General features: G+C 66.7%; 18 protein-coding genes. 10 read left to right on the top strand and 8 right to left on the bottom strand.

Features of this window, described 5'->3' with window-relative positions:
* Positions 1-48 precede the first annotated feature (48 nt).
* Positions 49-1,845, bottom strand: coding sequence for a DUF5939 domain-containing protein (locus tag AKJ09_RS35365; protein ID WP_169928124.1), 1,797 nt, complete (start codon positions 1,843-1,845; stop codon positions 49-51).
* 154 nt (positions 1,846-1,999) lie between these two features.
* Here AKJ09_RS35365 and AKJ09_RS35360 point away from each other — a divergent pair, with 154 nt between their 5' ends.
* Positions 2,000-3,622 (top strand): hypothetical protein, encoded by a 1,623-nt coding sequence (locus tag AKJ09_RS35360; RefSeq protein WP_146652256.1) that lies wholly within the window; start codon positions 2,000-2,002, stop codon positions 3,620-3,622.
* A 126-nt stretch (positions 3,623-3,748) separates the two neighbouring features.
* Entirely contained in the window at positions 3,749-3,970 is a 222-nt protein-coding gene (locus AKJ09_RS35355) for a hypothetical protein (RefSeq protein WP_146652255.1), read from the top strand.
* Between the two features lie 100 nt (positions 3,971-4,070).
* Here the strand turns inward: AKJ09_RS35355 and serC are convergent, their stop codons facing one another.
* Entirely contained in the window at positions 4,071-5,189 is a 1,119-nt protein-coding gene (gene serC / locus AKJ09_RS35350) for a 3-phosphoserine/phosphohydroxythreonine transaminase (protein WP_146652254.1), read from the bottom strand.
* Positions 5,190-5,354: 165 nt separating this feature from the next.
* On the opposite strand from serC, the gene AKJ09_RS35345 reads away from it, so the two are divergent.
* Genes AKJ09_RS35345 through fmt form a run of 3 tightly spaced genes read left to right on the top strand, consistent with a single transcriptional unit; the run spans position 5,355 to position 7,437 of the window.
* Positions 5,355-5,654: a hypothetical protein gene (locus tag AKJ09_RS35345; protein ID WP_146652253.1), complete on the top strand. Its 300-nt coding sequence runs from the start codon at positions 5,355-5,357 to the stop codon at positions 5,652-5,654.
* Positions 5,642-6,451 carry a hypothetical protein gene (locus AKJ09_RS35340; RefSeq protein WP_146652252.1) on the top strand — a complete coding sequence of 270 codons (810 nt, stop codon included), beginning with the start codon at positions 5,642-5,644 and terminating at the stop codon, positions 6,449-6,451. The genes AKJ09_RS35345 and AKJ09_RS35340 overlap by 13 nt, the downstream gene beginning before the upstream one ends.
* Complete coding sequence (fmt, locus tag AKJ09_RS35335) at positions 6,448-7,437, top strand: methionyl-tRNA formyltransferase (RefSeq protein WP_146652251.1); 990 nt, start codon at positions 6,448-6,450, stop codon at positions 7,435-7,437. Before AKJ09_RS35340 ends, fmt begins: the two co-directional genes overlap by 4 nt.
* A 38-nt stretch (positions 7,438-7,475) precedes the next feature.
* Here the strand turns inward: fmt and AKJ09_RS35330 are convergent, their stop codons facing one another.
* On the bottom strand, positions 7,476-7,739 hold the full coding sequence (locus AKJ09_RS35330; protein ID WP_146655915.1) for a GlsB/YeaQ/YmgE family stress response membrane protein: 264 nt from the start codon (positions 7,737-7,739) through the stop codon (positions 7,476-7,478).
* A 179-nt stretch (positions 7,740-7,918) separates the two neighbouring features.
* Complete coding sequence (locus AKJ09_RS35325) at positions 7,919-9,250, bottom strand: hypothetical protein (protein ID WP_146652250.1); 1,332 nt, start codon at positions 9,248-9,250, stop codon at positions 7,919-7,921.
* 122 nt (positions 9,251-9,372) lie between these two features.
* On the opposite strand from AKJ09_RS35325, the gene AKJ09_RS35320 reads away from it, so the two are divergent.
* From AKJ09_RS35320 to AKJ09_RS35305, 4 genes are all read left to right on the top strand, one after another.
* Positions 9,373-14,082, top strand: a complete 4,710-nt coding sequence (locus AKJ09_RS35320; RefSeq protein WP_146652249.1) for a DEAD/DEAH box helicase — start codon at positions 9,373-9,375, stop codon at positions 14,080-14,082.
* A complete protein-coding gene (locus AKJ09_RS35315; protein ID WP_146652248.1) occupies positions 14,079-14,630 on the top strand; it encodes a hypothetical protein in 552 nt (183 codons plus the stop codon). The genes AKJ09_RS35320 and AKJ09_RS35315 overlap by 4 nt, the downstream gene beginning before the upstream one ends.
* A gap of 352 nt (positions 14,631-14,982) precedes the next feature.
* A complete protein-coding gene (locus tag AKJ09_RS35310; RefSeq protein WP_146652247.1) occupies positions 14,983-15,510 on the top strand; it encodes a CE1 family esterase in 528 nt (175 codons plus the stop codon).
* 268 nt (positions 15,511-15,778) lie between these two features.
* A complete protein-coding gene (locus tag AKJ09_RS35305; RefSeq protein WP_146652246.1) occupies positions 15,779-16,615 on the top strand; it encodes a tudor domain-containing protein in 837 nt (278 codons plus the stop codon).
* 18 nt (positions 16,616-16,633) lie between these two features.
* Here the strand turns inward: AKJ09_RS35305 and AKJ09_RS35300 are convergent, their stop codons facing one another.
* On the bottom strand, positions 16,634-17,272 hold the full coding sequence (locus AKJ09_RS35300) for a hypothetical protein (protein ID WP_146652245.1): 639 nt from the start codon (positions 17,270-17,272) through the stop codon (positions 16,634-16,636).
* 132 nt (positions 17,273-17,404) lie between these two features.
* Here AKJ09_RS35300 and AKJ09_RS35295 point away from each other — a divergent pair, with 132 nt between their 5' ends.
* Positions 17,405-17,854 carry a hypothetical protein gene (locus AKJ09_RS35295; protein ID WP_146652244.1) on the top strand — a complete coding sequence of 150 codons (450 nt, stop codon included), beginning with the start codon at positions 17,405-17,407 and terminating at the stop codon, positions 17,852-17,854.
* A gap of 53 nt (positions 17,855-17,907) precedes the next feature.
* Here AKJ09_RS35295 and AKJ09_RS35290 read toward each other — a convergent pair whose 3' ends face one another.
* Genes AKJ09_RS35290 through AKJ09_RS35280 form a run of 3 tightly spaced genes read right to left on the bottom strand, consistent with a single transcriptional unit; the run spans position 17,908 to position 22,215 of the window.
* Positions 17,908-19,044, bottom strand: coding sequence for an SMP-30/gluconolactonase/LRE family protein (locus tag AKJ09_RS35290; protein ID WP_146652243.1), 1,137 nt, complete (start codon positions 19,042-19,044; stop codon positions 17,908-17,910).
* 39 nt (positions 19,045-19,083) lie between these two features.
* On the bottom strand, positions 19,084-20,871 hold the full coding sequence (locus tag AKJ09_RS35285; RefSeq protein ID WP_146652242.1) for an IgGFc-binding protein: 1,788 nt from the start codon (positions 20,869-20,871) through the stop codon (positions 19,084-19,086).
* Positions 20,872-20,880: 9 nt separating this feature from the next.
* The gene (locus AKJ09_RS35280) at positions 20,881-22,215 is read right to left on the bottom strand and encodes an RCC1 domain-containing protein (RefSeq protein ID WP_146652241.1); all 1,335 of its coding nucleotides are present in this window, start codon (positions 22,213-22,215) and stop codon (positions 20,881-20,883) included.
* Between the last annotated feature and the right edge of the window lie 7 nt (positions 22,216-22,222).

The following is a 22,222-nucleotide window of genomic DNA, read 5'->3' as shown; positions in this document are numbered from 1 at the left end:
GCACGCGTGGTCACGGCGGGCGCGATCGCGTCGAACTAGCGATCTCGCTCAGAGACGCGTGCGCACGAGTCGAAGGGGTGCGTCCACGCCCTTCACGCGCGTCTCGAAGTGCTCGACGACCTTCAGCGCTTGCCGATCGACCTCCGGGAGCGCCTCGAAGACGTGCGCCTCCATGACGATCTCGCCGCTCTCTGCCAGGTGCTGGACGCGCGAGGCACAGTTCACGGTCTGACCGAAGTAGTCGATGAGATCGTTCGCACGAATGACGTAGCAAGGCCCCGCATAGAGCCCGAGCTTGAGCCCCGTGAGCTCGCCGTGCTCCTGCGTCGCTCGGAACGCTTCGAACGCGCGCAGGCACTCGATGGCACCTCGCACGCACGCCGTGGGCTCCACGAACGACGCCATGACGGCATCGCCCATGGTCTTGACGACGCTTCCGCCGGCGCCGTCGATCGCCTTGCGAAGAACGTCGAAGTGATCGTCGACGAGGCGAAAAGCGGCGGCGTCACCCGCCTTCGTGTAGAGCGCCGTCGAGCCGGTGAGGTCGCTGAAGAGGATCGCGCAGCTCGCCACTTTGAGCGGCGTGCTCGGCTTGAGGAGCTCGCGCGAGAAGAAGCGCCGGAACTCGCTCATCGTCGTCACGACGTGGGCGGTGGCCGCGAGGCTCGCGTAACCGAGCCGCTCGATCTTGACGTGCCTCGGCTCCGCGCTTGCGTTCGTGACGCGCAGCTTTCCTCCGCGAGCCACGCGCACTTCGGCCGAGGCGAACGAGGAGTCTTGGAGTGTGGCCGTGGCGTTGCTCGGACCGTCCTCGATGACGTCGAGCGACGTGGTCATTCCGCCGCGTGCGAACAGGCGATAGCGCCCGGGCTCGACCGGCACGTCGAGCTCGCGTGTGCCCGAAACGTCGATGCTCGTCTGCACGAGGACATGAGGCGTACGCGCCGGCCCGCCGATGCAGAACATGCGGTTTTGCACCTCGCGAACACTCGGATGCGGAACGAACGTGGCTTCGACCGCACGATCGAGCTCGACTCCGTACTGGATGTCACATAGCTGGCAGTGGTTCGAGTCGCCGATCTCCGAGAGCGACGAGACCTGATCATTGGCCGTTCGACAGCTCGGGCAGACGAGCGCCCAGCGAAGCTCGACGATCCCCACGGTCACCCCATGGAGCAGCGCGCGAAGCATCTCGCGCGGGTCGACACCTCGCAGCTGGGCGAGCTCGAACGGACGAATGCGCACGACATCGGCATCGGCACCGTCGCGAATGAGCGAAATGACCGCGTCGATCGCCTTTTGGTCGAGGCCTCGCTGCACGAGATCGCGCGAGCCGCGCACCAGACGCTCTTCGTTGGCGAGCGTCTTGGGCTTGAGATACGGGCTCGGCGCGCGATCACGCACGTACGCGTCGATGGCATCGGCGAGGGCGAGGATGTTCTGCACGAACCGCGCGCCTTGCAGTTTGGCGATCGGCTTGAGGAGCCAGTGGCGCGGCTCGAGCTCGAGGCGAACCGTGGCCTGTGTTCCTGCGTCGGCCGTCGGCTCGAGCTGGATGCCATAGGTGTACGCCTTGAGCGGGCCCGACCGCATCTTGCGATAGACGCTGAACGACTTCTCGTACGTCCACTCGAACGGCGCCTCTTCGTAGGACATCGTGAAGCCGCCTGTCCGCGTCTCCCCGACGAAGCGCGCGCTGGTCGGAGTGCCGCTTTCGATCGCACGAAACGTGACGGGCTCGGTGCCGATCAATCGATTCGTGCGATCGGTATCGGTGATGAGCGGCCATACGTCGGACGGCGGCGACGCGAGTCTCACGACGGACGTGACGACGACGGCAGACATGCGATGACGAAAAATACCACGAGTCGATGAAACGGCCGACCTCTCACGGCACTCGCGAAGGACGCGCTGTCGTGGCAAACTCATCGGCCGCGAGCGGCGACGTTGCACGCCGTAAACCGCAGTCTTCGTAGTCTTTGCAGTCTTCGCAGTCCCAATGCCTCGCTCCCCAGGCTTACCTTCCGAATCGCCCGAAGCGTCTTCCGAAGCGGCCCTGCCGAACGATCGGCACGGTCAGGACGGTCACGAAGACCAAGACAGGCCGGCCCCGGCGTTCATGGACGTGCGGGCGCTCGTAGCGCGTTCCCGTTCGGGCGCCAGCGAGGCCAACGCCAACGAGCCGCCGCCGCCGCTGGATCGTGCGCCAGCCCGTGCACCCTCGCCGCGTGGCGCCTCTTCGGATGCTTCGCATGCGGCGCAGGCATCGAGCGTGTACGAGAGCTCAGCCACGTCGTTCGACGAGCCGGATGATCCGGGCGGGCCGAAGCTCGAGCTCGACCATCGGCGACCGACGAAGAAGGCCGCGCCGCCGGCCAATGCCGCGCTCTGGGTCAAGATCTCCGTGGCGGCGATTGCCCTCGTCGCCGTGATCACCGCGGTGCTCCTCTTGCTGCCGCGCATCGTGCGCGATCGCGCGATCGCCGCCGGCCGCGAGGCGGGCATCGAGCTCACCATCGACAACGTGGGTGTCGGCTTTTCGGGGATCTCGTTTCGCGGAGTGACTGCGCGAGCATCGCGCATCCCCGGCGTGACGTTGGAGGTCACCGAGGTCTTCGCGAGCGGCTTCACCGCACGCGAAGTTCGCATCCAGCGACCCGAGATCACGATCGAAGGAAGCGCCGCCCCCGTGGCCGACGCGCTTGCTCGCCTCTACGAGGAGAACCGTTCGCGCTTCGCCGGGACACCGCAGAATCCGAGACGCCTCTCCGTGGTGTCCGGCCACCTCTCGTGGAACGGCATTTTCGGCGATGGCTCGCGCCTCGTGGCCGGCGAGATGAGCGCCGAGCTCGAATCGCGCGGGCCCGCGCCTGGAGAAGAGGAGGGACGCGCCAACCTCGGACGCTTCGAGATCACCACGAAGCGCGCGGTGTTCGGCCCCTGGGCGGCCACGTTCGAGCGCTCGCAGAACACCTCGCGCGCACGCGTGCTCTTCGATCCGCCCGTACCGGACGGCCCGCACGCGCTCGTCGTGTGGGGCGTCGCCCAGACTCCCCAGCTGACGATCCGGATTCCGCGAACGCCGCTTTCGAACCTCGGCTTGCGCCCCGCCGATCTCGGGCTGCCCGCCGATCCGACGAGCGAGCTCGACGCGACGATCGAAAGCAAGACGACGCCGCTCGGTCGCATCGAGTCCACCGCCCACATCGACCTCTTCCGGGCTCGCCTGGCCGGCATCACCACGCCGGTCGACGTGAAGCTGGAAGGCGGGCTCTCGGGCATCCCAGGCAAGCCTCTCGACCTCGTCCGTACCACCGCCGCATTCGGGCCGTTCGTCGCCAACGTGACCGGAACGGTGACGCCCTACGAGGCAGGTCTCCGGCTCGACGCGAGCTTCCGCACGCTTCCCATCGCTTGCTCCGATCTGGCGCGCGCCGAGGCCAAGAAGCTTGGTCCGCTCGCCGCGACCCTCCAGGAGATCGCCCACAAGACCGGCGCCGTCCGCGTCACGGGGAATGCGCAGGCATCGGGCATCGTGAAGTACGACACGAAGAGCCCCGACGATGCGAACGTCGCCTTCACGACGCGCGAAACCTGCGGCCTCTCGCTGTTCGGGCTCTGAGCCGCCGAAAAGCGCGGCTTGGAGGACATTTTCCCCACGAAAACCCACGAAATCGGACCTAGCGCGAGCGCATGCTCGCCCTTCCTCGTGACATCCCCCCGCTTTGCCGCTATGAGGGCGACCGCCATGCGTGGATTCCTTCAGCCCTCCCTCCGCAACAACCCCACCGACTCGCAGACCGGCTTCGCGGCCCTCTCGCGTCACCGCCGCGCGCACCTCGCCGAGGCGGCGAAGACCACCCTCGTGAAGGCCTCGCAGTGGGCCCGCGGTGAGGCGGTTGCCCCCGAAGTCGCCGACGCGCTCGATCAGCAGTTCAAGGCGTTCGCCGCGAAGAAGAAGGCTGGCTGAAAAGCCCCTGCTTACGACGTGGATAAGGCGCGCTCCCGATGGGATGCGCGCCTTTCTGCGTTGGTCTGCGTTGGCCTTTTCGTAACGGTCGTCGCGGAGATCAGCCGCGGCGCTTCGCGAAGTCCTTCATGAACGCCGCCAGGGCGTCGACCCAGGCCGGCTCGACGGCGTTGTAGATCGACGCGCGGATGCCGCCCACGGAGCGGTGGCCCTTGAGGCCGATCATCTGCTGCGCCTCGGCCTCCTTCACGAAGGCCTCTTCGAGCTCCGGCGTCGGCAAGCGCCAGACGACGTTCATGATCGAGCGGCAGGCCTTGTCGACCGGGCAACGATAGAACCCGCCCGAGCCGTCGATGGTGTCGTAGAGCGCGGCTGCCTTCTTCACGTTGCGCGCCTCGATGGCGGCAACGCCGCCTTCGCTCTTCAGCCAGGCGAGCGTGTTGCGCACGAGGTAGATCCCGAACGTCGGCGGCGTGTTGTAGAGCGACTTGTTCTCCGCGTGCGTGCGGTACTGGAAGATTGCCGGGAGATCTTTGCGGCCGCGATCGAGCATCGACTTCTTCGCGATGACGATCGTGACGCCGCTCGGCCCGATGTTCTTCTGCGCGCCGCCGTAGACGACATCGAATTGCGTCATGTCCACGCGACGGCCGAGGATGTCGCTCGACATGTCGCAAATCAGCGGCGCCTGCACCTTCGGAAATGGGGTGCTCGGTCCGAGTGCGTACTCGACACCGTGGATGGTTTCGTTGCTCGTGCAGTGCACGTAGGCCGCGCCCGGCGTCAGCGAAAGCTCGTCTTGCCGAGGCACGCGCACGTAGGTCTTGTCCTGCTGCGTCGAGGCAGCCATGTGAACCTCGCCGCCGTTCGCCGCCTTCGACATCGCGCGCGCTTCGGAGACGGCCTTCTCACCCCAGGCGCCGGTCACGATGTAATCGGCCGTCTTCCCCGCCTCGAGGAAGTTCATGGGGATCTGCGCGAACGCCATCGAAGCGCCGCCCTGGACGAAGAGGACGTCGTAGTCCTTCGGGAGCTCGAGCAGCTCGGCAACCAGAGCCGTCGCCTCGTGATGCACCTTCTCGTAGACCTTGCCGCGATGCGAGTGCTCCATGACGCTCATGCCCGAGCCATCGAAATCGATGAGCTCGTCGCGAGCGCGTGCGAGCGCAGCGAAGGGTAGCGACGCGGGACCAGCGTTGAAGTTGAGAGCGCGGCTCATGGCGAAGCAGGGTAGCGCGCCTCGACGGGCCTGGGCAGGCGTGGCGGAGAGCAACGTGGGAGTCGGGCCCTGCAACGAGCGCCCACACCCGCGAAATTCTTGGCTATGCTGCCGCACGTGGAAAGGGCGTCTCGTTTTGCAGGTTTTCTTGGCCGCAGGTACGCCGTGCTCGTTACGATCGCCGTGGGGTTGGTCACGAGCGGTTGCAACGGCAAGGCAACACCCGCCGACTGCACCGAGATGCTCGACAAGTACATCGACATGGTCATCGCCGGAGATCCGGAGCTCGCTCAGCTCCCCCCGAACGAAGCCCGTGCCGCGCGCGAAATGAAGAAAGCAGTACGAAAGGCCGATCCGAGTTACCGGCGGGTCGAGCAGCAGTGCGAATCCGAGATCTCGCGAAGTGAATACCGCTGCGCGATGAAGGCCCCCACCCCGGAGACCTGGCAAGCATGCATCGACTGACCTCTCTTTCTTCGAGCGCCTTCGCTCTGACCACGACGGCCCTGCTCGCACTATCGACTGCCGTGGGTTGCGGCGGTGGAGGCAAGCCGGCCGAGGGCCCGGGCGAAGCCGCCGACAGCGGCGCAGAGCCGAGCGGCGAATCGGGCGAGAACGCAGCTTCCTCCGAAGGAGACGGCGGAGCGCCGGTCGAGAAGAAAGACGAGTGCGTCGGCTTCGACATCGGCAACATCGAAGACGTCCTCATGAAGAGCGCGTGTGAAGAGCCGTCGGCCAAGCCCGACTCGCTTCCCACGGTCGACATGAAGGGCAAGCTCGAGGTCACCGTCGCGGCAAGCCCCACCAAGGTGGCCCCCGGAGGCAAGTCGGACCTCGTCGTCACCTTCGCCAACAAGACGAAGGCTCCCCTCACCCTCCACTTCCGTATCGACCCCGTTCCGCGCTTCGACACCGAGACGTTCGACGCGAAGAACAAGCGCGTCGACATGCCGGCCGGCAATCCGCCTCCGCCGCCGAAGGGCCAGTCGGCCCCGCCGCCGAGCGAAGTGAAGGCCGCGAAGGTCACCATCGCGCCGAACGGCTTCGCGCGCGCTCGCGTACCGTGGGAAGCGGTGAAGATGAAGTGGGCGCCCGAGAAGGTGCGCGGCACCTCGCCCGAAAAGGGCTATCCGCGCAACCCCGCCGGCCCGCTCCCCAAGGGTAAGTACACGGTCAAGGTGAAGACGCCGCTCGTCGGTGTCTCCGAAGGCAGCGACCACGAAGTCAGCGCACCGAAGGTCGAACTCGAGATCGGCGGATGACACAATCGGATCTCGAAGGGGGCAAGTCGCGCGGGTCGTTCCGAGCCGTGTTCTTCGGCACCCCGCAGTTCGCGGTGCCTTGTCTCGATGCGCTCGTCGAGATCGCCGACGTGGCCGCCGTCGTGTGTCAGCCGGACAAACCGGTGGGCCGTGGGCTCGAGCTCACGGCCCCGCCGGTCAAGCAGCGCGCGCTCGAGCTGGGCCTTCCCGTCGTGCAGCCCACGAAGCTCCGCACGGGCGAGTTCGCGGCGTGGCTTCGCGAGCAGAAGGTCGACGTGGCGCTGGTCGTCGCCTACGGGCGCATCCTTCCGAAAGACGTTCTCGATGCACCGCGCCTCGGCTGCGTGAACGTGCACGCGTCGCTCCTGCCGAAGTACCGCGGCGCTGCGCCCATCACATGGGTCGTCGTCAACGGTGAGCCGGAGACCGGCATCACGCTCATGCAGATGGACGAGGGCATGGACACCGGTGCCATGCTCGAGCAGTTCAAGACGCCCATCGAAGCCGACGAAACGGCCGGCGAGCTCTCGGAGCGCCTCGCCTCTCTCGGCGCCCTCGCTACCCGGAAGGGTCTGCCGAAGTACGTGGCCGGAGGCTACACGCCCATCGCGCAGGATCACGACACGGCGACGATGGCGCCGATGCTGAAGAAGGAAGACGGGCGGATCGACTTCTCGAAGGCCGCCCGGGCCGTCCACGATCACGTGCGCGGCATGACTCCTTGGCCCGGCGCATTCACGACCGCTCGCGGCAAGACACTCAAGATCCACGAGACGCGCGTGACCGACGTTCCCGCCGGCCAAGCCGAGCCTGGCACGGTCGTGATGGCGGACAAGTCACGCGTCGTCGTGGCATGCGGAGAGCGCGGAATCGAACTTCTCCGCGTTCAACTCGAAGGCAAGAAAGCCATCGAAGCCAAAGACTGGTTCTTGGGACGCGGCGTCGCCGAGGGCGACAAGCTCGGAATCCTACCGAGCGCCGGCTGAGTCCACGGAAGGCGGCCACGTCTCCCACCTGGCCGTCCTCAGACGAACGAGCGGCGGCGACCGGAGTAGCCCAGCAGGGCGAGGACGATCAGCGAGCCGACGATGCTGCCGAAAATCCCCGACGTGTGGAACGCGAGGATCGAGTCACCGCCGAGCAAGCTTCCTAGGAAGCCGCCCACGAACGATCCCACCACGCCGACGAGGCCCGTCGCGAGCAGGCCCATGCTCTGATTGCCGGGCATGATCGCTCGCGCGATGAGACCAACGACGATTCCGAATACGAAGAAAACGAGGAGGGCAATCATGCTCTCGGGTTTTGCAACGCCCGAGCCACGCCCCACGCTCCTCCGAGAACTCCTCGCAATGACGGACGGATAGCGTCGTCGCTCACATGCTGCCGAACGCGGCCGTCGGACGGACGACGTGGGATCACGTCCCGCTCCCCTGCCTTACGCGAAATCGTGGGTCAAATTGGCCCGCATCACTCGCAGCGGCGGAAGGGCTTGCCTTCGACGTTCGGCGACGCCCCCGCACTGCACGTCGAGCCGGTCGTGCAAAGACCGTCGACCGTGCAGTCGCGCGAGCACTTCCCCGTGTTGCGATTGCAGTGGCCGAAGAAGCAGTCGGAGTCGACTCCGCAGCCATCGCCGATCTCCCCCTTGCCGTTCGACGGTAGACAGAGACCGATTCGATTGCCGCCGATCGAGCCAAGCGCGGTGCACGCGAAGCCGAACGCGCAGCCGCCTTGGTAGCGACACGAATCGACGCACGTGTCACCGCCGGCCCCCGACGTGGTGGTCTGGGCATTGCAGTTGACGGCAGGCGCATTCGGAATCGTGAACGACGTGAGGTTCATGTGCTGCGCGTCGTTGCAGATGTTCACGACCGCCCCGACGCCGTTGCACGCGTACTCCGCGGGCTCCCCGCCCGCGAGCGGTCCGTAGACGTCGCCCGGCCGCCGGCAGACACCATCGCAGGTCCATGGGGCGAGTCCCTGGGCACGCTGAGGACAGTCCGCGGCGGAGTTGCAGGCGAGCGTGCAGCTCGAGACGAGGCCGGTCTCGTCGCACGCCACCGGAGCAATGCACTCGGCGTTGACGCCGTCTCCGCACGGCGCCTCGGCCTTGACGCACACGCGCTGCGCGGATGCCCCCACGGCCTGACACCCGTAGCCGTTCGGGCAATCGGCGCCCGTCTGACAAGAAACGGTGCAGTACTTCTGGTTGATCAAGCAGAAGGAGTTGCACTGGTTCGCAGCGGTGCACGTTCGTCCAACGTCGCTGATCGCGCAGCGTGACTGCCCGTTGAAATCGACGCAGCGTGTCCCCTGCATGCAGTCCGACGTGCTCGCGCAGGTCTTCGTGCATCGCTTGGGCCCGCCCACGTAGAGCGTCTCGCAAACGCCGGAGGCGCAGTCGGAGCCCGACGTGCACTTGTCGAGCAGCACCTTCGCGCCCGGTCCCGTCGTGCTGTCTCCTCCTCCGCTGTCCTTGGGGCCCGTCGTTCCGCCGTCGTCGCCCGGCTTCGTTCCCGAGTCGTTCGGCGGAATCGTGGTCCCGCCCTCGCCGCCGCCGTCGACCGTTTCGGAGCTGATACCGCTCCCCGGCTCGCATTGCGCAACGCCATTGCAGACGTAGCCGCGCGGACAGTCGATCGTCGCGTCGACGCAGTCCTTCTTGCACGTGCCGTCGCTGCAGTACGAGCCGAGACAATCGCTGTTGTACCGGCACTCGCCTTCGCTCGCGCAGCTCGACGCCGAAACAGCCACGAAGCCCGAAACGACCAGCGAAACGAAGAGCGACCGGAAGGTCATGATGGAAGGCTAATTCATGAGCTCGACCGAAATCACGGTTCAGGCCGCGCTGAGACGCAATCGCAGCGTGCCGCGGCGCGGCGCCTTGCATTCGGCCGCCAGAGAGCGAAAGTTGCGGTTCCTTGGCGACGACGAAGGTTCGATCCACACAGGCCGCGAAGCCGACGACGCCGACGACGAAAGAGGCGAAGACCCGCCGGGCAAGGGTCGCGGACGCCGGCGCGCTCGCGACCTTCCACCCTGCAGTTCGAGCATGGTTCGAAGAGACGCTGGGCCAGCCGACCGACGTCCAAGCCCAGGCCTGGCCTCGCATCAGCGCGGGTGAAACGACGCTTCTGCTCGCACCGACCGGCTCCGGCAAGACGCTCGCCGCCTTCCTTTCGGCCATCGATCGGCTGGCGCGGTCGGAGGAGCCCGACCCCAAGGCGCGCCTGCGCGTGCTTTACGTCTCCCCACTCAAGGCGCTCGCGGTGGACGTCGAGCACAACCTGCGTGCTCCGCTCCGAGGGATCACCGAGGTCGCACGCAAGCGAGGCGAGGTCCTTCGCGACGTCGAGGCGGCGGTTCGAACCGGCGATACTCCCCCCGGCGAGCGCACCAAGATGCTGCGCTCCGCGCCCGACATCCTCATCACCACGCCCGAGTCGCTCTATCTCCTTCTGACCTCGAGGCAGCGCGAAATCCTCTCGTCGGTCGACACGGTCGTCATCGACGAGATCCATCAGATGGCCGCGAACAAGCGCGGCGCACATCTGTTTCTCTCGCTCGAACGGCTCGAAGCGTTGCGAGGCGGCAAGCCCGTGCAGCGCATCGGCCTGTCCGCAACGCAGCGCCCGCTCGAAGAGATCGCGTGCATGCTCGGCGGCTTCGAAACGCCGGCGACGCGTAGCAAGAAGGCCGTGGCGCGACCGGTCGCCATCGTCGACGCGTCGGCGAAGAAGGCGCTCTCCATCACGGTCGAAGTCCCCCCTCCCCTGCCCATCCCGCAGACCGACGAAGCCATCGTCGAGCAGACGCGGAGCATCTGGCCGCAAATCCACGTGCGCCTCGTCGAACGCATCCGCGCGGCGCGGTCGACGATGATCTTCGTCAACAGCCGAAGGCTCGCCGAGAGACTCGCCGCCGCCCTGAACGACGTCGCCGGTGAAGAGCTCGCGCTCGCCCACCACGGGTCGGTGGCCAAGGAGACGCGCAAGGCCATCGAAGAGCAGCTCAAGAGCGGCGAGCTGCGCGCCATCGTCGCCACGTCGTCGCTCGAGCTCGGCATCGACATGGGTGCCGTCGACCAGGTCGTCCAGGTCGAGTCGCCGCCGTCGGTCGCGTCGGGCATCCAACGCATCGGCCGTGCGAGCCATCACGTCGGCGGCGTTCCTACGGGTGTCCTCGTACCGAAGCACAAGCAGGATCTCCTGGCCTGCGCCGCAGCCGCGGCCGGCATCGAAGCGGGCGACGTCGAAGAAACGTACTACCTACGAAACCCACTCGACGTCCTCGCACAGCAGATCGTCGCGATGGTGGCGATCGGACTCACGCTGCCGGAAGCGACGACGCGCGGTCGCAAGAAGGTGGGGATCACCAGCGATCGGCCCGTCGAAACCGACGTCGAAGCGCTTTGGGAGCTCGTTCGCCACGCGGCGCCGTTCGCCGATCTTCCTCGCGCGAGCTTCGAGGGCGTGCTCGACATGCTCGCCGGCCGCTATCCGAGCGACGAGTTCGCCGATCTTCGGCCGCGCATCACGTGGGACCGCAAGCGAGGCATCCTCACGCCTCGCCACGGGTCGCTGCGCCTCGCGATCTTGAACGGCGGCACCATCCCCGACCGCGGCCTCTACGGCGTGTTCCTCGCGGACGGCGGCAAAGAGACGTCCAACAAGAACAAGTCGAGCAAGCGCGTCGGCGAGCTCGACGAGGAGATGGTCTTCGAGCTGCGCGAGGGCGAAGTGTTCCTCCTCGGCGCGTCGTCGTGGCGGGCCGAGGAGATCACGCGGGACCGCGTCCTCGTCACCCCGGCGCCCGGCGAGCCCGGCAAGATGCCGTTCTGGCGCGGCGATCGCGCGGGGCGCACGCGGGACTTCGGAAAGCGCATCGGCGCACTCGCACGCATCATCGACGAGGGACCTCCGAAGAAAGCCCTCGAAACGCTGCGCAAGGAAAACCGGCTCGATGCGCGTTCGGCCGACGATCTCGTGACCTACGTACAGCGCGAGGCCACCGCGTCCGGCGCCGTTCCGAGCGATCGCCACATCGTGGTCGAACGCGTCCCCGACGAGCTCGGCGATCTGCGCATCTGCCTGCTCTCTCCCTTCGGTACGCGTGTCCACACGCCATGGGCGATGGCCGCTCTCGCCCGTCTTCGGCAAGCCCGTGCGGGTGACATCCAGGCCGTATGGTCCGACGACGGCATCGTCTTCCGAGTTCCGAGCGGCGAAGCACCGCCGCCGGTCGATCTCCTCTTTCCTTCGGCCGAAGAGATCGAAGACATCGTGACGCGCGAGCTCGGACGCACCTCGCTGTTCGCGGCGCGCTTCCGTGAGGCCGCCGGGCGAGCGTTGCTCCTGCCGCGACGTTCGGTCGGAAAGCGCACGCCCCTCTGGGCTCAACGCAAGCGCGCCGCGGACCTGCTCTCGGTGGCTACGCAGTACCCCTCGTTTCCGGTCGTCCTCGAGACGTACCGCGAGTGCCTGCGCGACGCCTTCGACATGCCCTCGCTCGTGTCGGTGCTGTCCGACGTTGCTTCGCGGAAGATCACCGTCACCACCGTCGACCTGCCGACGCCGTCGCCGTTCGCCGCCTCGCTCTTGTTCTCGTTCGTCGGCAACTTCCTCTACGACCCCGACGCGCCGGCGGCCGAGCGACGCGCGCATGCGCTCACCATCGATCATGCCCAGCTGCGCGAGCTGCTCGGCGAAGCGGAGACGCGCAAGCTTCTCGACCCGGAGGTGATCGAGGAGCACGCGCGCCTTCTGCAGCGCCTGGATCGCACGCTAAGACACGCCGATGCCGTGCAGGATCTGCTGCTCTTGCTCGGAGATCAGTCGGAAGCGAGTCTCCTCGCCCGCGCAGAAGCCCCTGACGAGGCGCGCGCATGGCTGTCCGAGCTCGAAGCGGAACGGCGCATTCTCCGCATTCGCATGGCGGGCGACGAGCGATTCATCGCTGTCGAAGACGCCGGTCGCTATCGCGATGCGCTCGGGGTGAAGCTCGTGGCCGACCTGCCGGACGCCTTCGTTGCGCGCGTCGACGACGCGCTCAACGGCCTCGTTGCCCGTCACGCGAGAACGCATGGGCCGTTCACTTCGCACGACCTTCGCGCGCGCTTCGGGCTCGACGAGAAGACCTTCGAAGAGCCGCTCGAGCGCCTCCTTGCTTCGGGCAAGGTCGTGGCCGGTGCCTTCCTCGAGGCGAATGCAGGTGCCGACGCCGAGTACTGTGATGCCGAAGTCCTCCGGACGCTCAAGCGCAAGACCCTCGCTCGGCTCCGCAAGACCATCGAACCCGTGTCACCGGCGGCGTTCGCGCGCTTCCTCGCCGAATGGCAGCACGTGGGGGGCGACCGGCACGTGACCGGCGACGTCGATGCCCGTGCGCGAGGCGATCTCCTTCGCGCGATTGGCAGCCTCGAAGGCTGTCCCGTTCCGGCGTCGGTCCTCGAGTCGGAGGTGCTGCCGGCTCGCGTGCCCGGATACCGACCGCATCAGCTCGATCGGCTGCTCGCCACCGGCGAGGTCGTGTGGGCTGGCCTCGAGTCGATCGGCGGCACCGACGGACGCATCGCGCTGTACCTCGCCGAGAACGAACCGCTCCTCGCACGCCTCCCCGAAGACGCCGAAAGTCGCCCGAGCTCACCGCTCCACGAGAAGCTGCGGGAGCTCTTCGGTCGACGAGGAGCACTCTTCTTCGCGGAGATCGCGCGCTCGCTCGGCCTTTTCCCCGCGGACATCGGCGGCGCGCTCTGGGACCTCGTTTGGTCCGGCGAGGTCACGAACGACTCGCTCGACCCGTTGCGCGGCCTCGGGCGCAAAGAGGAGCGGCGCGGTCGACCTGGTCGTGCGCCTCGTGCGCGAACGCACGCCGCCGAGGGCCGATGGTCGCTTCGTCGGTCACGCTGGGAGAAGGATCCCTCGCCCACCGAGCGCGCAGCCGCCATCGCGCGCAGCTGGCTCGAACGCTACGGCGTGGTTCTGCGTGAGGTCGCCCAGGCCGAGAGCCTCACCGGCGGCTTCGGTCCCTTCTACGACGTGTACCGAGCCCTCGAAGATCAGGGGCGGGTTCGTCGCGGATACTTCGTGGCCGAGCGCGGCGCCGCGCAGTTCGCCTTGCCCGGCGCCGACGAGCGACTGCGAGCGACGAGCTCGAAGCCGCGAGAGCCGCAGGCGCTCGTGCTTGCCGCGACCGATCCGGCCAATCCTTGGGGATCGCTCTTGCCGTGGCCTGCGTCGCCTGGCCCGCGTCCCCAGCGAGCGCCGGGTGCACGCGTCGTGACGTCCGACGGAGAGCTTCTTGGCTGGATCGCCCGCGGGGGCCATCATCTGGCCACGTTCCTCCCGGCGGACGGAGACGCACGTGCCGCGGCGCTCGATACGCTCGTGCTTGCTCTCATCGATCTCTCACGACGGGAGCGCACGACGATCCAGCTCGGTACGATCGACGAGCACGCGGCGCCCGAGAGCCCGCTCGCGCCGCTCTTCGCGAAGCACGGATTCGCCGCGCGTCAGGGCGCCCTGGTCCGCATCGTCGACCGCCCTGCGCGCGAGCCCGAGCGCGAGCGCGAACGAGACAACGACGACAACCTCGATGACCAGGGCGAGCTGCGCCTATATTTCCCGCGATGAGTCGCTCCTATCCTCGAACCGAGGCCTTCCTCGACGAGATGCGCGCCGAGTTCCCCTCGTTTCGCATCGCGAAGAAGCGCACGAGCCGGCTCCAGCGCAGCATCCATATTGCCCTTGCCCTGGTCACGTTCGGCGGGCAACGCGTGTATCTTACACAATACCATACGGTGCTCTTCGGCGTGCTCTGGGTGCCCGACGCGTGGGACCGCATGAGCGACGACGACCGTTACATCCTGCTTCGCCACGAGCGCATCCACCTGCGCCAGCGCAGGCGCATGGGCGACGTGGCCATGGCCTTCGTTTATCTCGTGCCGTTTTGCCCGCTCTTTCTCGCCTACGGCCGCGCGCGGATCGAATGGGAGGCGTACATCGAGACCATCCGTGCGACTGCCGAGATCAAGGGCGTCGCGGAGGCCGCCTCCCTTCGTGAGCACATCGTGGCGCGCTTCACGGGGCCCGACTACGGGTGGATGTGGCCCTTTCCAAAGATCGTGAATCGATGGTTCGACGAAGCCCTGGCCGACGCACGCGCGGAGTTCGGTCGATGAAGCGTGGAGCACGCCTGGGGGTCTTGCTCGGCATTCTCGGTCTGTCGCTCGTCGCCTGCGCGCGCTGCAGCGGCATCGGCGGTCCGCCTCCGAACGTGCGGCTCTCGAGCTTCGATGCGGGCGCACGCGAAGCGCCTCGGGCGAGCGAGGGCTGCGGACGGCCTCGGCCCGCGAGCGCGACGAGTCACGACGTCATCGAAGCGCCCGAGCCCAACGGCGAAAAGAGGGCTCGTTCCTACGAGCTCGTGGTGCCCGCCGACTACGATCCGCGGCATCCGTATCCGCTGGTGTTCGCGTTCCACGGCTCCGGCGGCGACGGTTCGGGTTTCGGGGTTACGAGAAGCTCGAGACCTTGTCGGACCACAGCGTCATCACCATCTACCCCGACGCGGTCGTCAGGCGCATGTGGGGAGACCACTTCGCTACGCACTGGGGGAAGTCGGAGGACCTGCCTCTCGTCGATGGCCTCGTGGCACGCATGAAGAGCACGCTCTGCATCGACGAGTCGCGCATCTTCGCGTTCGGCTGGAGCTCGGGCGGATACTTCGCCAATCAGCTTGGCTGCGTCCGCCCCGACACGTTCCGCGCGATCGTGTCGCTGTCGGGCGGCGGTCCGGAGAACGTCACGTGCACGCGACCGATGGCAGCGTTCTTCCAACACGATCGCGACGACGGATCGGTGGCGTTCTCCACGGGCAAAGAGAGCCGCGAGATCTGGCGGAAGACGAACCGATGCACCGGCACGCAGAGCGAGCGTGATGGCTGCACGATCTACGACGGCTGCGCGGCGCCGGTCGTGTGGTGCGAGACGAGTACGAACGGGCACGGGCCGTCCCGATCGGGAACGGCCGCGGCGTGGACGTTTCTGAGCGCGTTTTGATCAGGAACGCTGCGCGAACACGGCAAGCAGACGCGAACGGAGACGGACGGCACCGAGCGAGAGCTTCATGCGTCCCCACCCATACACACGGAGTGCCACCCTCGAGGTCCGATCTACTCTCGAGTAAATTCAAGCACTTGACCTCAATGTCAGTCATTTCTGGGTGACGGATCGGCCCTCGTGGCCTGGGCGATTCGTTTACCAGGTCGTCACCGGGCAGGATCCGTTTCCCCTTGCTTCGACGACTCCGGAACGCTGGCATCTGCCCATGGATCCCTACGCGCCGATCAACGGCATCTCGCTCGAGCGCTACGCGGAGCTCTGCGCCGACGTATCGGAGACCCAAGATCCGGACAGGCAGGCCGAGATCGTCGCCCAGAAGGGTGTCACCCGGACCGATTGGGAAGCCGCCAAGGCCGGCTGGACGGCGCGCATGCAGGACATGAGCCTCATGGGCCAGGTCGCCACGCGCTACATGCCTCTCTATCAGGCGGCCCTCGGAAAGAAGAACCCGGCGCCGCGTGTGGGCTTCGAAGACTACGTCGCGATGAGCGGCTGCGTGCCCGTCATCGGCTACGAAGGAATGCTTGCACATTACAGAATCACGCAAGCACACTGGACGCAGATCGCCAGCCAGTGGAACGCCGTCATCCCGACGAACCCGCAGTACGCGCAGTTCGGAATGCTGGTGCAGCAGGAGGCGGCTCGTATTCGCGCCGGTGGCGCCCCTCGGCCCGTGAACTTCGGAGCGCCTGCGCCCGCACAAGCGGCTCCGAATCCCTACGGCTATACCCAGCCCGCTGCGCCGGGCGCATATCCGGCACCGAATGCTTGGCCTGCCCACCAGCAGCCGTACAACGGCGCGCAAGCGTCCAACATCGGCGCGCAGTTCGGATCGGCCATCGCAGCCTTCGGCTCAGCCTTCGGCTCACTCGTGAACAGCGCCGTGGGCGCCTACTCGATCGGCGCCCCCGTCATGGTGCAATGGTCCGACGGCAATCGCTACCCGGGCACCATCGCGCAAGTGCACGCCGGTCAGCTGCAGATCGGCTTTCCGGATGGACGGCTGGTCTGGGTGCCCGAGCAGTACGTCACGCTCCGCTGAGAGCGCACGGGTCGGAGCTCACTTCGCGCGCGCGTAGAGCTGCACGCCGATACGACCCGAGCCCTTCTTCGCGGCGACGTCGATCTTGTACGGCACGGCGATGGGCAGGAGCGGACAGAGCGCGTTCGCTTTGCCCTTGCCGATGATCGGCGTGTTCTTGTCGTTGGCGCCCGACGCTCCCGCCTGGATGTTGTAGAGCGGCGGCGCCATGAGCTTCACCTCGAGCTGCGAAACGCCGCCCGTGGGCGAGAAGCCGACGACCGAGTAGCAGAGGTTCGGCTGCAGGTTCACGACCATTGCGAAGTGTTCGCCCTCGGCGAGCGTCGCGCGCCCCGGTTGCCCGTCGGGGTTCATGCCCGGAGCCGACGTGTTGGCGGCCGTCTTGATCGCGAGGTCGATCGCGACGTCGGTCGCGTCGTTGAGCACGTTCGGTGCCGACGCGCTCGCCGAGGGAGCCGGCGCCACGCTGGACGAGGTCATCGGCGAAGGAGCGCTGGCCGAAGCGCTCGGCGGCATCCAAGGCGTCCCCTGCCCGGCATCTCCCCACACACCTGCATCCGCAGTCGGCGCGGCCGGCGGGGGCTGCTCCTTCGAACAAGCCACCGGCACGAAGGCAGCAACGACGAGGAGGCCAAGAAAGGGAAGACGCTTCTGCATGGTGCACGCACCTTATCTCATCCCGGTCGGTATCGCCTCCCGAAGACGGCCCGCGCGATTTTCGCCACAGTGGCTCAGATCCTTGTAGGGTAAGGCGCGTAACGGGCCGTACAGGCACAAGGAGAATCCGGGATGGGTCTTTCGGTACGTCGTGGCATGTTCGCCTTCGCCATCTTCAGCGCACTCCCGCTGCTCGTCGCGTGCCCGAAGAAGGAAACTCCGCAGGTCGACGCCGCGCCTCCCCCGGCGCCCGCGGTCGTCGAAGACGCGGCTCCCACGCTCCTCGTCCCCATGGAAGAAGACGCGGCGACCGACGCTGCTGCCGATGCCGACGCCGCGAAGAAGGCGACCGGCCCCGGCGTTCCGACCAACGTGGCACGCCTCAAGCAGTGCTGCGCGCAGCTTCGCACGCAGGCCAAGGCGATGGGCTCCTCGCCGGAAGCCGGCATGATCACCGCCGCCGCCGCGCAGTGCGATACGATGGCTGGAGGCCTCGGTGCGAGCGGAACCGCTCCCGAGCTGGGCGTGATCAAGGGCCTGCTGGCCGGTCGCAACATCCCGCCGATCTGCGCCGGTTTCTGAGCGCCGACCGACTCTGATAAACGAGGCAGCCGCCCAAAGGTGGCTGCCTCGTTTCACTTCGTGATTCGCACGAGCGACGCGGGCGCCACGCGCTTGTGGTCGGCGTCGAACGCACCGTCGCTCGAGAAGAAGACGGAGCTCGCGTCCATCGTTGCGTGCTCGAGCGTATCGTCGACGGCGATCGTCTTGGGCTCGCCGCCGGTCTTCGAGATGGCGAGCACCGACGCGCGATGGCCTCCGCGCCCCGAGAGCACGTACACGTTCGCGTCGTCGAGCCAGGCGCGTCGGACGGCCGGCTGCTCCTTGGCGAGGAACTCCACGTCGCCGCCTGCCTTGGGAACGCGCGCCACGATGCCTGCGCGCTCGGCCGCGGAAGAGCTCCAGCTCACCGCGCAGAAGTACACGTGCGTGCCGTCGACCGCGAGGCCCGCGGCTTCGTCCGGAAGCTTGCCGGCGAGCAATTTCGGCTGCCCGCCCTTCTTCGAAACGCGAAAGACACGCGCGCCGGACGAATCCCCTGCCGGCCCCGCGCCCTTGGGCGTCGTGAAGTAGACGTTCTCGTCGTCGAACGCGAAGGCCATGGCCCCCTTCGTCGCGACGGTCTCGGGTTTGCCGTCTTTGCCGACATGCTTGTCGTCGATCCACAAGCCGTCGCGATCGACCGCCATGGTGCTCGGCGCGATGCCGGTAATCACGTCGGACGGTGAGCCGCCCGCGAGCGGAATGCGCACGACGCGCCCGGTCGGGCCGTTGGGCTTCGAGAGATCGCGGCTGACGGCGACGTAGAGCGAGGAATCGTCCGCCGCGAGACTGCTGATCCCTTCGAGGTCCAGATGCTTCTCGAGCTGACCGCCGCCAATGGGCACCGACCAGAGACGCGCCGCGGGCACGTACATCGGTCCGCTCGTCCAGCGCGTGACGTTGGTGAGCACCCAGAGGCGCCCACCCGCGACCAGCATCTTGTCCCACGTATCGTCGTTCGCACGATTCGCGAGCACCGTGCGCGTTCCACTCTTCGGCGGCGGAGCGACCTCCGGCTTGCTCGTCGCCGGAGGCGGAGGCTGGCTGGCAACGGGCCCCGGCTCCTCGTGCGGCGGCGTCGGTTGCGGCGGGACTTCGGCCGCCTTGCATGATGCGAGGACAACCAGCCCAACCAGCCCAACCAACCTACCGAGGCCACGAACCTTCATGGCCGCGCACTCTAGCAGGCCGTCGATACTTCTCGATGCTCAGCGCACTGGCACTTCGACCTTGGTGATCGGTCGACTGCCAGCGCCGCCCGAGTAGCCGTAGCTCGCGGCATAGCCCGTCCCCCAAACGGTGACGGAAAAGGGGCCGTCGCTCTTCGTCTCGTGGCGCCCTGCTGCGCACGTGCCGGTGGCTGGCGCGAACGTCTTCGTCAGATCGACCCACGCATATTCGTATTCTCCGCTTGATCCGAGTGGGTGAAAGCCTTGGACCTCACCCACGCAATCGAGCTCGACGGGCATGAATCCCTTGGTCGACCTGCGCCGTACGAACGTGAGCGAGGTTTCCGGGAACGTAAAGTCCGCGAAGAATACGTAGCGGTCGAGGAACTGATCCGTCGGCACGATGTTGACGAAGTCGGGATCGCCGTCGGTCAGCGCTGCGTATCCACCGTTGTAGACCGCGCCGGTCATTAGGACCGATGCATAAATGGGATGATCGGCGTCTTGGCTTTTTACGACGACCAGATCGTCGGTCATGAAGCTGGCCACCTCGCCGGCGCGAAGAACGGAAGGAGCATCGCGAGGCCTTTGGGGATCATACGTGAGGACCGTGCCATCGATGGCGCCGACCAGGCGGTATGGCACGACCTCGCGCCGCTCTCCGGCGGCAGCAAGTCGGCTGTGATACGGCACGAGCGCGTATTCGGACCCCCACTGCGCGAGCGGCGGAATTTGTTGCTGGAGAATGTCACATGCCTGGACGCTCTCGGGAACGAACGTGCATGTCGCCCCGCCGAAGAGCCCGACCGGCTTGTTCGATTCGATCGGACTTCCGGTGAGCTCGTCGGATTGCGTGATTTGAAGCACCTCTCCGCGCGCGAGCTTCCACGTCGTGAGTCTTCCAGCACCGCCGCCAGTGACTCCGTCGACGTCGTAGATGTCTTTCGTGGGGCGCATCCGTACTTCGGTGTCGTCCGACATCGCGACGATCTGGAGTGACGGCCCTCCGACCGGCTCAAGCGACACCGGATTGAACGAGGGCGGCCAGCCGCTCACCGCGACGTAGTTGGTGCTCCACGACGACGTCGGCAAGAGCAGTGTCGCCGTCGGAATGAAGGTTTTCGCGCCGCCGTACGGAAAGATCGAATACGCGCTAACGGGCGCATCGGTTTTGATGGAGAAGGCCTTCGTGAACGCCGTGCCGTGGACCAAAGGGTCGGCGTTGAGCGCTCCAACGGTACCGAAGGGGCAGGATGAAAAGGAACCGATCGGCGGAGCCGGGCGTACCTCCGAGAGGAAAAGAACAGCGACTTGTCCTGGCGGCAGCGGTCCTTCGAGTTTCGTGTAGCTCACGTGCGCGCCGGTCGCTTCCGCCGTGAAAAGCGAGCCAGCGAGCTCCAGCGGAGCGGTGCCGTAGTCTGCGGTGATCGTGACAGGCCGGTCCCACGTGTTGGCGATCATCGCTGCGAAACACGAGCCCGCGCCGAGGGTATCGTCGGGCGGAAGAGTCCAGAAGGAGCAGCCGACGGAACCTTTCGATGCCTCTGCGGCGACGCACGGCTCGACGCACGTCCCGTTTGCGCAGCCCTTGTCCACGCCGCACTCCTCGATGACGTCGTCGGTGCACCCGTCGATGACCTTCTTCATGTCGCGCGAACAGCGTCGGCCGTCGCACGATGGAGAGGGCGTGCCGGCTTCCGTCGGCAAGAGATTGTTCTGCGCAGGCTCTTCGAAGGGACGCTCGGTCCCGGAACATGACGCCGAAAACGAAGCCAACACGACCGCGCAAGTGGAGACGAACGCAAGGACGAAACCAGGGCGAGTCATGACGCCTCCTCAATCGAACGTGACGGTGACGGGCTTGGGGTGCCGCTCTGTGTCCGCCGTGCCTTGCCCGAGCTCGCCACGCTCGTTGCCGCCCCAACACTGCACGGTGCCTCCTTGCACGAGCGCACAAATCGTCTGCACGGACACCGCGATCTGAACGGCGTGCTCCGTGAAGGCCGACGCTCGGGTCAAAAGACGTGCAGGTCCGGCTCCGCCGTCCGCCTCGCCGGTGGCGAGCTGCCCTTTGTCGTCGCTACCGCAGCACTCGATCGTGCCGTCGGTGAGCTTCACGCATGTGTTGGCCGCGTGGACATCGACCTGCTGAACAGGGGCCGTTCCTCTCGTCTCGATCTCGACGGGCGTCAGCGCCGCGTCCGTCGTGCCCGTGCATGCGAGAAGGCCATTTCGTCCCCAGCAATAGAGTCGACCACTCGCAACGACGCAGACATGTTCGGTCGTCGCCGCAACGCTCGTCACGTTCTCGAAGTTTTCGACCAGGAAGGGAACCGGGCCAGGGTACCTCACCATTTGCAGCGAGTTTCCCCACGCCAGGAGCTGTCCCTTCTCCGTGATCGCCAATCCAATGCCGCCCCGATCGGGGAACGAGCCGCCTCGAGCGCGGACGATCTTCATGTCGGCGAGATCCTCGGCGGGACCGGGACTCAGGTACGTCTTGTCTTCGTTCGAGCGGCCGAGCATGTAGTTGACGTTCTTTCCCCACGACCAAAGCTCGCCGGACGCTCGGAGGGCGAAGACGGTTCCACTCGTGGCAACGTCCACGCGGGTGAATCCATCGACGGCGCCGCCATCGAGCGCAATGAGTCCAGGGCCATGAGCGGCGACATCTGCGCGAGGAGGATCGAGGCCGAGCTCGTTGAGTTGGCTTCCTCCCCAACAGGAGAGCGTGCCGTTCGTCAATCGAGCGCACGTAGTCTCGTTCGCTGCGCTGATCTGCTCGACGCTGGACAATCCCATCGACATCGGACGCGCCTGGTACGAGCCCGACACATTGCCACCATCGTAGACGCCGAGTGCTTTTTCGCCGCAGCCCCAGCAGCGAACGGTCTTGTCGTCGAGGAGCGCGCAGAAGTGACTTCTGCCGGCGACAAGCTGTGTGACGCATGGCTTCGCGGCGCAGACGATGGGCTCCTCGGTCGGAACCTCGGGAGGATGCACATCGATACCGGCGTCTTCGACGGGAGCGGCCGCGTCGGGCAGGCTCGCGGTCGCGTCCGGCCTGTCTTCGAAGGATGGCTTGGCGGGGTCATCGCTGCACGCGACGAGCACGATGGTGGCAACGATGGGTGCGGCGGATAGAACAAGGATTCGTTCTCGACGGTTCATGAGACTG

Source organism: Labilithrix luteola (genome assembly GCF_001263205.1).
GTDB lineage: Bacteria > Myxococcota_A > Polyangia > Polyangiales > Polyangiaceae > Labilithrix > Labilithrix luteola.
Note: the sequence above shows the minus strand (reverse complement) of the source record. Positions and strands in the feature narration are given on the sequence as shown.

Coding starts and splice junctions, on each gene's coding strand:
- AKJ09_RS35360 (WP_146652256.1), top strand. CDS start 2,000: ATGCCTCGCTCCCCAGGCTTACCTTCCGAATCGCCCGAAGCGTCTTCC.
- AKJ09_RS35315 (WP_146652248.1), top strand. CDS start 14,079: ATGAGTCGCTCCTATCCTCGAACCGAGGCCTTCCTCGACGAGATGCGC.
- AKJ09_RS35340 (WP_146652252.1), top strand. CDS start 5,642: ATGCATCGACTGACCTCTCTTTCTTCGAGCGCCTTCGCTCTGACCACG.
- AKJ09_RS35300 (WP_146652245.1), bottom strand. CDS start 17,272: ATGCAGAAGCGTCTTCCCTTTCTTGGCCTCCTCGTCGTTGCTGCCTTC.
- fmt (WP_146652251.1), top strand. CDS start 6,448: ATGACACAATCGGATCTCGAAGGGGGCAAGTCGCGCGGGTCGTTCCGA.
- AKJ09_RS35285 (WP_146652242.1), bottom strand. CDS start 20,871: ATGACTCGCCCTGGTTTCGTCCTTGCGTTCGTCTCCACTTGCGCGGTC.
- AKJ09_RS35305 (WP_146652246.1), top strand. CDS start 15,779: ATGGATCCCTACGCGCCGATCAACGGCATCTCGCTCGAGCGCTACGCG.
- AKJ09_RS35280 (WP_146652241.1), bottom strand. CDS start 22,215: ATGAACCGTCGAGAACGAATCCTTGTTCTATCCGCCGCACCCATCGTT.
- AKJ09_RS35295 (WP_146652244.1), top strand. CDS start 17,405: ATGGGTCTTTCGGTACGTCGTGGCATGTTCGCCTTCGCCATCTTCAGC.
- AKJ09_RS35290 (WP_146652243.1), bottom strand. CDS start 19,044: ATGAAGGTTCGTGGCCTCGGTAGGTTGGTTGGGCTGGTTGGGCTGGTT.
- serC (WP_146652254.1), bottom strand. CDS start 5,189: ATGAGCCGCGCTCTCAACTTCAACGCTGGTCCCGCGTCGCTACCCTTC.
- AKJ09_RS35365 (WP_169928124.1), bottom strand. CDS start 1,845: ATGTCTGCCGTCGTCGTCACGTCCGTCGTGAGACTCGCGTCGCCGCCG.
- AKJ09_RS35355 (WP_146652255.1), top strand. CDS start 3,749: ATGCGTGGATTCCTTCAGCCCTCCCTCCGCAACAACCCCACCGACTCG.
- AKJ09_RS35325 (WP_146652250.1), bottom strand. CDS start 9,250: ATGACCTTCCGGTCGCTCTTCGTTTCGCTGGTCGTTTCGGGCTTCGTG.